7 protein-coding genes are annotated in these 8035 nt (G+C 62.5%); 2 read left to right on the top strand and 5 right to left on the bottom strand.

The window, feature by feature from the left end; genetic code table 11:
- Positions 1 to 241 precede the first annotated feature (241 nt).
- Positions 242 to 1015 (top strand): glycosyltransferase family 2 protein, encoded by a 774-nt coding sequence (locus KF708_21015; protein ID MBX3415179.1) that lies wholly within the window; start codon positions 242 to 244, stop codon positions 1013 to 1015.
- Between the two features lie 106 nt (positions 1016 to 1121).
- On the opposite strand, the gene KF708_21020 is transcribed toward KF708_21015, so the two are convergent.
- Together KF708_21020 and KF708_21025 are read right to left on the bottom strand one after the other, a co-directional pair.
- Positions 1122 to 2168, bottom strand: coding sequence for an acetyl-CoA carboxylase carboxyltransferase subunit alpha (locus tag KF708_21020; GenBank protein MBX3415180.1), 1047 nt, complete (start codon positions 2166 to 2168; stop codon positions 1122 to 1124).
- 375 nt (positions 2169 to 2543) lie between these two features.
- Positions 2544 to 3458: a serine/threonine protein kinase gene (locus KF708_21025; GenBank protein MBX3415181.1), complete on the bottom strand. Its 915-nt coding sequence runs from the start codon at positions 3456 to 3458 to the stop codon at positions 2544 to 2546.
- Positions 3459 to 3645: 187 nt separating this feature from the next.
- Between KF708_21025 and KF708_21030 the strand changes: the two genes are divergently transcribed.
- A complete protein-coding gene (locus KF708_21030) occupies positions 3646 to 4626 on the top strand; it encodes a zinc-binding dehydrogenase (GenBank protein MBX3415182.1) in 981 nt (326 codons plus the stop codon).
- Positions 4627 to 4762: 136 nt separating this feature from the next.
- Here KF708_21030 and KF708_21035 read toward each other — a convergent pair whose 3' ends face one another.
- From KF708_21035 to KF708_21045, 3 genes are all read right to left on the bottom strand, one after another.
- Positions 4763 to 5971 (bottom strand): glycosyltransferase family 4 protein, encoded by a 1209-nt coding sequence (locus tag KF708_21035; protein MBX3415183.1) that lies wholly within the window; start codon positions 5969 to 5971, stop codon positions 4763 to 4765.
- A gap of 25 nt (positions 5972 to 5996) precedes the next feature.
- Complete coding sequence (gene truA, locus KF708_21040; GenBank protein MBX3415184.1) at positions 5997 to 6749, bottom strand: tRNA pseudouridine(38-40) synthase TruA; 753 nt, start codon at positions 6747 to 6749, stop codon at positions 5997 to 5999.
- 130 nt (positions 6750 to 6879) lie between these two features.
- Positions 6880 to 7902, bottom strand: a complete 1023-nt coding sequence (locus tag KF708_21045) for an aspartate-semialdehyde dehydrogenase (protein MBX3415185.1) — start codon at positions 7900 to 7902, stop codon at positions 6880 to 6882.
- Positions 7903 to 8035 lie beyond the last annotated feature (133 nt).

Consider the following 8035-nt stretch of genomic DNA (forward strand, 5'->3'; position numbering starts at 1 on the left):
CCGCCGGCGGAGGGAAAATCTGCGCCGGAATTCGACTTCAAATCGGCGCGGGTTCTGACCACAGTGGAAGGACGGAAACGAGACGAGCGGGCAGGGTGAGGCCTGCCAGAAAACGCTTGTTTTCCCGTCATTTCCGGCTGCCGGAACTGAACATAAGAAACATTATCGGACGTTGCCGGGGGACGCAATCACGGCGACCCGAACCCGCAAAACGCCCCCTACCGATTCGACTCGGAGCCCGATGTTCGGCAGCCAGAAAATCGTCGTCGTGATGCCCGCCTACAACGCAGCCCAGACGCTGCGCAAGACCTACGACGAGGTCATGGACCAAGGGATCGTCGACTGGATCATCGTGGTCGATGACGCCAGCCGCGACGAGACGGCGCAGATCGCCCGTGCCCTGCCGCAGACCACCGTCTTCACCCATCCGAAGAACCTCGGCTACGGCGGCAACCAGAAGACCTGTTACCGGCTGGCGCTCGAGGCCGGCGCCGACATCGTGATCATGGTCCATCCGGACTATCAGTACACGCCGAAGCTGATCCCGGCCATGACGGCCCTGATCGGCAACGGGCTGTACCACTGCGTCCTGGGATCCCGGATCCTGGGGGGCTATGCCTTGGCCGGGGGCATGCCGGCTTGGAAGTACGTGGCCAACCGTTTCCTGACCGCCGCCGAGAATCTGATGCTCGGGGCCAAGCTGTCGGAGTACCACACGGGCTACCGCGCCTTCTCGCGCGAGTTGCTCGAGAAGCTTCCGCTCGAGGCCAACTCGGACGACTTCGTGTTCGACAACCAGATGCTGGCCCAGATTCTCTGGCAGGGTTATCAGATCGCCGAGGTTTCTTGCCCGACCAAGTATTTCGACGAAGCCTCGTCGATCAATTTCCGCCGCAGCGTGAAGTACGGCTTCGGCTGCCTCGGCACGGCGGCCGCCTTCCGCCTGGCCAAGCTCGGACTGGCCCGACCGAAAATCTTTGTCAGTGGTCAGGGGTCAGGGGCTAGTGGTCAGTGAGAAGAGTGCGCACGCTGACCTCTCACGCCGTGACGGAAGCCGAGTTCGCAACCACTCAGCGGCCTGCGTCACTGACCACTAATCACTGACCACTAATCACTGACCACTAATCACTGACCACTGACGACGGTGAGTCGGTCGGTAGATTGGTCGCGATGCTGGCGTCATTGGTCAGTTCGGCATTGGCGATGATGCCTTCATGGAACACGCCCATGCGGCGGAACTTTGCATAGCGATCGTCGAGCAGCTTCTCAGTCGGTTGTCCGACCAGCTCGCGTAGTGCCCGCACCAGGTAGAACTTCATGCGCGCGGCCATTTGATGGTGATCGCGATGCGCGCCGCCGAGAGGCTCTTCGATGACGTCGTCGATGACGCCGAAGCGGAGCAAATCTTGCGACGTGAGACGCAGCGCCTTGGCGGCTTGTTCGGCATGGGCTCCGCTCTTCCACAGGATGCCCGAGCAACCTTCGGGACTGATCACCGAGTAGTAGGCATGCTCGAGCATGTAAACGCGATCGCCGACCCCGATGCCCAAGGCGCCGCCCGAGCCCCCTTCGCCGATCACGACGACTACGATCGGCGTCGGTAGGCGCGACATCTCGAACATATTGCTGGCGATGATCGCGGCCTGTCCTCGTTCCTCGGCTCCGATGCCCGGATAGGCGCCCGGTGTATCGATGAAGCAGACGATGGGCATGCCGTACTTGGCGGCCAGTCGCATCTTGGCGATGGCCTTGCGATAGCCCTCGGGATGCGCGCTGCCGAAGTTGCACGCCGTGCGTTCTTGCAGCGTTTTGCCTTTTTGATGCCCGACGAACATCACCTTGTAGTCGTCGAGCTTGGCGAAGCCGGTGCGGATGGCGCGGTCGTCGCCGAAGGTGCGGTCGCCATGCAGCTCGACGAACTCGTCGAACAAGAGCGAGAGATAATCGCTCGTCTTCGGCCGATCCTCGTGCCGCGAGACCTGCACCCGCTGCCACGGTTCGAGACGGCTGTAGACCTTGCGTTTTTCCTCGGTCAACTCGCGCCGCAGTTTGCGGATTTCTTCCTGCGACTCGGGAGTCCGCTCAGGCACGGCTTCGAGTTGCGCGAGTCGCGTTTCGAGTTCGTAGATGGGCCGTTCGAACGCCAGGCGAAAATTCGAGGGAGGCATGCTCGCAAGCCGCCGAGGCGGCTCTTCCCAGGGCGTGTTCAGTTTCGAGGCAGGCGCCATGCCTGTGACAAGCATGGCAGCATTGCTGGCGCCAGCGGCCCGGGAGCCGCGGCGAGGGTTTGTAGCGATAACAACGCTTAATTTATCATCGACCGGTGATCGCGGCGACCCCGTACTTTCCCACCTGGGGGATCGCCGGCGGCATGTATTTACCGAGCGCAGCCCGGCGAAAGATGTTACCGCCGCTGGCCGCGCGGCTGACAGCGGCCGCGTGCGACTAAAAGCGGTTTGCCGGCCTGGCCAGATCTGCCCACCTGATATCGGTGGCGGAGTCGTTCTTGTCCGTCTGAACCCGGCCCACGGTCCCCTGCGCGATTAAGCGCCGGGACGTCGTTTGACGTCACCCTCAGGCGGCTTGTGCGGGAGTTTGAATACCCGCAGGGTGCGGAACTCGTCGAGAAAGGTCTGCACCGATGGGGGGCGCTGATCGGGGGACTTGGCCATGGCGCGGCGCACGAGCTCACCAAACTCTGGCGTGACGTTGCGGTCGATCGCCTCCAACACCGGCGGCGGCGACTTGAGATGCTTCATGAGAAGATCGTTCGAGCTGGCTCCCGTGAAGGGAGGCTTGCCGGTCACCATCTCGAACACCGCGCAGCCAAGGCTGTAGACGTCGGTCCGTTGATCGAGCATGAGCCCACGAATTTGCTCGGGGGACATGTAGCTGCGCGTGCCCTGAATTTTCTTGGGCTTGCTGGCGAAGAGCCTGGCCAGCCCCTTGGGCACCTTCATGGCCAAGGCAAAGTCGATGAGCTTCACATCACCATCGGGCGAGATCAGAAAGTTGTCGGGCTTCACGTCGCGGTGGATCCAGCCTTGCTCGTTGAAGTAGGCCAGACCCTCGGCCGCTTGCTCGATAATCTGAGGAATGCGAAACCCGACCTGTTCGATACCGCGCCGCACGTATTGCTTGACGTTCGGGTAAGGGAAGAACTCCATTGCCAGGTAGGGTGCCCGCTGGTAGGTGCCCAGTTCATGCAGACGAATGACTCGCGGATGCTCGAGCTTGCTACCGACGGCGAACTCATTCTTCATGAAGGAGACGTGTTCGCTCTCTTTGGCGCACTCGGGCAGTAGAATCTTGATCGCGAAGCGTTCGCGTTTGATATCGTGCATCGCCTCCCAGACCTGGCTCGTCTGGCCAGTCATGATGAGGTTCAACAGCCGATAGGGTCCGATCGAATCCTGACTTGCGCGTGCCACGACGACGTCGTCTTTCGTAAGTGCCATTGCCCGAACAGCGAGCGTTCTCCTGCACCGCCCTGCCCTCTGGGCACCAGTTTAGCCCCTTCTCGCCACCACCCCAACCCGAAGCGACTGCGAGGGAATTGTCGGGAAAACATGTCGGCGAGGGAGCGTTCCGACGTTCATCCCTTGGAACTTGCCATCTCCATCCGGCTCGTATAAAACTCCGCCCATGCTTGCAGCCCATATTCTCGCCCCGCGTCGTTTGGAAATGATCGAGTGCCCGCTGCCGCCGCTCGAGGGCGTGCCGGGTGAGCCGGTGCTCGTGCGGCTGCACGGTGGCGTGCTCTGCGCTTCGGATTTTCCACGCTATGTGGGCGGCGCTTTCAACGTCGAGTTTCCCCGACCGGTCGGCGACAGTTTGCACGAGTGCATCGGCGAGATCATCGACAGCCGTAGCCCGCGTTTCAAGCCGGGGGATCGTGTGCTGGCTATTCCCCCCGACCAGCGCGGCATGAGCGAAGTGTTCCTCGCCGATGCGTCGATGACGGTACACTTGCCCAGCTTCGAACCGCGCGAGCGGCTCATACTCGCGCAGCCGCTGGCCACCATTCTCTGGGCCGCGCGCAAGCTGCCGAACCTGCTCGATCTCGACGTGGCTATCGTGGGCCAGGGCCCCATCGGTTTGCTCTTTACGCATCTCGTCTCGAACATGGGCGCGCGGCGCGTGATCGGACTCGACCGCATCGACTATCGGCTGGATGTGAGCCGACAGATGCGCGCCACGCACACGGTACACGTCGACCGAGAGGATCCAGTCGCCGCGGTGAAGGAACTGACTGACGGTCACGGCGCCGACGTTGTGATCGAGGCCGTGGGGCATCAGATCGAAAGCATTCACCTCTCGTTCGACCTGGCGCGCAAGCATGGGACGGTGCTCCTGTTCGGCGTGCCGGATGCGGCGCATTACCCGTTGCCGGCCTTCGACATGCTGATCAAAAATCTGCGCGTCCTTGGCTCGATCCATCCGAACGTGCAGCGCGACGTGCCGCTGGCGTTCGACATGATCATGCAGGGACGGATCAACGTCGAACCTCTCATCACGCACCGCTTCCCCTTCCGCGACGCTCAACAGGCGCTCGATCTGGCAATCGATCGCCGCGACAACCCGATCAAGGTGCTGCTGTCGACCGACGCCGGTGGGCTGCTCTGACCGTGCGTAGGTCAGGTCCCCTGTACCTGACAATGTTCGATGTCGCCACTCGAATTGATTGTCAGGTACGGAGTACCTGACCTACAGGAGTTCGATGTTGCCACTCGAATGATTGTCAGGTACGCGCGTACCTGACCTACAGGAGTAGCGCATCCCCTGCCCTGCTTTGGGCTTTGCGTTCAACGTCTTTTGAATCCAGCACCCGTTCATAAACCGATCGAATTCGTTCCGTCATGCGTTCGTGGCGAAAAACGTCGGCGAATCGTCTTCGCCCTTCGGCTCCCATTCTTGCCGCTTCGTCGCGGTTCGCCGCCAGGCGCACGATCGCCGCGGCCAGACCGTCGACTTCCTGGGGAGGGAGCAGAATACCCGTTTCGTCGGTGATCACGACCTCGCGCGCGCCATCGATGTCGTAACTGAGGGCCGGCTTACCCGAGATCAACGCCTGCGGCAGCGCGCGCGCCAGCCCCTCGCGGAGACTGGTATGCACGAGGGCATCCATCGCGCTGAGGTAGGCCGGAATCTGTTCTGGCGGCACGAGCCCGGCGAAATGGAAATAGGCTGAAAGTCCGGCGTCGCGGACTTCGCGTTCCAGTTGCTCGCGCAGAATACCGTCGCCGACGAAGAGAAACCGCACGTCGGATCTCAACTTTACGACTTGTTTCGCTGCGGCGATGACGAACTCGTGCCCTTTCAGATGAAAGAGCCGCGCGATCTTGCCGATGACGAACACCTCGGAGCCGAACCCCAGTTCGGCCCGCATCCGCTGCCGATGTTGCTCGCCATGCAAGAAAGGATCGACTTCCATGCCGCTATAGATGGTGGTGAATTTTTCGCGGGGGGCGACGCCGTCGCGCACGAGCATTTCGGTCATGGCATCGGCGACGCTGATGAGCGCGTCGCATCGCTTCGCCGCCCAACGTTCACAGACGTAGATAAACTTCTGTGCGAGCTTTGACTGATAGGGATAGTACGGCGCGCCGTGTACGGTGTGGATAACCGCAGGCACGCCCAGACGCCATGCCGCGGCGCGACCGAGCAGGCCCCCTTTCGCACTGTGCGTGTGAACGACGTCGGGACGAAATTCACGCAGCACTCGTTTGAGTTGCCCAGAGGCGCGCCAATCGTGCCAGGGATGAATCGCCCGCTGCAGAGCCGGGATCACGGCCAGCGGCACGCCCGATCGTTCGGCACGCTCGAGCAGACTTCCCTCCGGTCCCACGGCGGGGCCGGTGATGAGGAGGACCTCGTCACCGTAATGGCGCAGAAGATCCTCGCAGTTGAACAGGGTGTTCTCCTGCGCTCCGCCGAGAATCAGACGTGTGATGACGTGGGCAACGCGCATGCCGCGCTACAGGTGTACCAGATTGCTACTCGGCGTAATCGACTCGCATCAGAAACAGCCCCTGCGCCGGGGCGGTGCGTCCCGCGGCGCTGCGGTCCATCGCCGCCACGACCTCGGCTGGCCACGCTTCGCTTTGCGCCCCGCGTCCCACCTCGACCAGCGTGCCGACGATGCTCCTCACCATATTGTACAAGAAGCCGTCCGCTTCGACCTCGACGTAGAGATAGTCGCCGTTTTCTGCCGGTTGCCGCACCACGGCGATCTCGCGAATCGTGCGTACGCTGGTCGTACGGTTGGGCCATTGCGATTCGAAGCTGCGAAAGTCGTGCGTTCCGTGCAGTCCTTGTGCGGCGCGGTGCATGGCGGCATCGTCCAGCCGCTGGCGGTAGTGCCAGCAGTAAAGCCGGCGAAACAGATCGGGCACGGGCCCGTCGTGCAGCACGTAGCGATAGCGCTTGCCCGTGCAATCGCGGATGGCATGAAACCCGGGGGCCGCCTCGTCGAGCCGCACAACAACGATATCCGCTGGCAGTTCGTGATTGAGGGCCCGCTGCAACACGTCGGGCGCAAGATGCGTGGCCGATTCGAGACTCGCCACCTGCCCGAGTGCGTGGACGCCAGCATCGGTGCGGCCGCTACCGGTGATCCGCACCTCTTCGCCGGTGATCTTGGCGAAGGCCCGTTCGAGCGATCCCTGGATCGTCGGCCTATCGGGCTGCGATTGCCAGCCTTGATAGGCCGTGCCGTCGTAAGCAATCGTCAGCTTGAAACTACGCATCGCGCCGCAACCGCACCATCCCCATCCGCAACGTCCGCGAAGCTGTAGGTCAGACAATCAAATCAATCGAGTTGCCACATCGAAGAGCGTCAGGTACGGAGTACCTGGCCTGCTTCGCGGTGAGCAATGCCTACACCGCGCCCTGCGTCTGCCGAGAGCGTGCCAACAGCTCGGCAATCTGCACGGCGTTCGTGGCGGCGCCTTTGCGCAGGTTGTCGCTCACGCACCAGAAAGCGATACCGTTCGGGCTCGACAGGTCTTCACGAATGCGCCCGATGAAGACTTCATTCCGACCGCTGCAGCCGAGCGGCATCGGGTAGACCTTCGACGCGAGATCGTCCTCGACGATGATGCCGGGGGTCGCGGCGAAGAGGTCGCGGGCCTCGTTCAACGTCAGCTTGCGCTCGGTCTCGACCAGGATGCTCTCGCTGTGGCAGTTGGTCACCGGCACTCGGACGCAGGTCGGACAGACGCGGATCGAATCGTCGCCGAAGATCTTGTGCGTCTCGCGCACCATCTTCATCTCTTCCGAGGTGTACCCCTCATGCTTCGGCGATCCGATGTGCGGAATCAGATTGAAGGCGATCGGGTGGGCGAAGGTTTCGTAGTTGTGCGATTCGCCCGACAGGTGCGCCCGGGTGCCGGCATCGAGATCGCGATTGCCCGCCACGCCGGCGCCGCTCGTGGCCTGGTAGGTGCTGACCACGACGCGCAGGATCTTGGCGGCGTCGTGCAGCGGCTTCATCGCCACGACCATTTGCGTGGTCGAGCAGTTCGGGCTCGAGATGATACCGTTGTGCTGGCGGATGGCCTCGGGGTTTACCTCGGGCACGACCAGCGGGACCTTCGGGTCCATGCGGAAGTAGCCGCTCTCGTCGACCACCACGCAGCCGCGCTCGACCGCCCAGGGGGCGAACTCGCGAGCCACTTCATCCGGCGTGCTGCCGATGGCCAGCTCGACCCCCTCGAACGATTCGGGCGTCAGTTCTTCGACCGGGTGCATGTCGCCGGCAAACTTCAGCTTGAAGCCGGCCGACCGCCGCGAGGCCAGGAATTTTACCTTGCGAGCTGGAAAACCACGCTCTTCGAGCAACTCGCGAATGATCGTTCCCACGGCGCCAGTCGCGCCCACGACAGCAATGGTGTCGAACACGTAAGGAGGCTCCCGATAAGAAGTAACGCCCGGCCGAGCAGCTTCCCTCGACCCCGGATCGGCGCGTGTTGCGCCGGCGACTCAGTATAGGCTCGTCCGGGGGGACAGTCCAAGGGCCGAGGCGGTTCGCATT

The sequence above is a fragment of the Pirellulales bacterium genome (assembly GCA_019636335.1).
Taxonomy (GTDB): domain Bacteria; phylum Planctomycetota; class Planctomycetia; order Pirellulales; family JAEUIK01; genus JAHBXR01.